The 1,200-nt window shown below is 52.0% G+C and carries 1 protein-coding gene; it reads right to left on the minus strand.

Annotation, left to right across the window (positions count from 1 at the left end; all coding sequences use genetic code 11):
- On the minus strand, window positions 1–1,200 hold a 1,200-nt coding region (locus ICN40_RS11500), incomplete at both ends, for an MBG domain-containing protein (protein WP_304609066.1).

Genomic DNA, 1,200 nt, shown 5'->3' on the forward strand with positions numbered 1-1,200 from the left:
AGCAACGCCCGTTAATACTGCTGCGGTTTCACCATTGACTAAGCCTGAAGCTGTAAAGCCAGCAACCGATTGATCATTGCCGTTGTAAGTCACGTTAGCGCTGTTACCGGTAATGGTGGCATTGGCTTTAGCAATCGTGAGTGCGCCATTGACTAAATTAAGGTTGTAGTTGCTATCAGTGCCCGATACGGTATTGGTGTAGGTGCCTGCGTTAGTGCCAGTAGCGCCAGAAGCAGCGACCCCCGTTAATACTGCTGCGGTTTCACCATTGACCAGGCCGGTAGCAGTAAAGCCGGAGACGCTTTGGGCTTGGCCGCTATACGTTGGGTTTGCGCTATTAGCCGTTACTGTAGCGTTTGCCTTACCGATGGTCAGTGCGCCATTGGTATAGGTGATGTTGTAGTTGGCAGCGCGGGTAGCACCACCAGCAGCAGCTACTAAGTTGTCGCTATAAGTACCGGCATTGGTGCCGGTGCCGTAACCAGTAATCGTGAAGCTATCAGCGCTGCCTTTAATACCGCTTACAGTTGCTGCGCTATTGGTTTGCGCTAAGCCTGAGTATGTTGGGGTGGCGTTAGCACCAGTCACTGTGAGTGGCGCAGCAGTGATGCTCAAGGCGCCATTGGTATAGCTAAAGCTGTAGTTATTGGCAGCTAGTGTGCCTACTGCTGGAGTAATCACATAGCTAGCAACGTTGCTGTACTGGGTTGCGGTAGTGCTCATCGCAGGAGCACCAGTAATCGCAGCGCTACCCTCCCCGTTGACGTAACCCGTAATCGTGGCAGTTAAGGTTGGGTTGGTATCGCCATATACCTTAGTCTTGTTATCGGCAGTCACGGTTAGTGCAGCTTTGCCGATAGCAAGGCTACCGTTGGTATAGGTGATGTTGTAGTTAGTCGCTTGGGTAGCGCCCACGGCAGTAGCAACCAAACTATCTGCGTAAGTGCCCGCGTTGGTAGCGGTGCCATAACCAGTGATGGTGAAGCTATCAGTACTACCTTGGATGCCTGTGATGGTAGCCACACTATTGGTTTGCGCCTGGCCTGTATATATTGTGTTGGTAGTAGCGCCAGTCACAGTCAGACCTGCCTTAGCAACGGACAAGGTGCCATTGACTAATGTCAGGTTGTAGTTGCTATCAGTGCCCGATACGGTATTGGTGTAGGTGCCGTAGTTTTTACCGGTAGCGCCAGAGGCAGC

The sequence above is a fragment of the Polynucleobacter sp. Fuers-14 genome, from assembly GCF_018882045.1.
In the GTDB taxonomy this organism is placed as follows: Bacteria; Pseudomonadota; Gammaproteobacteria; order Burkholderiales; family Burkholderiaceae; genus Polynucleobacter.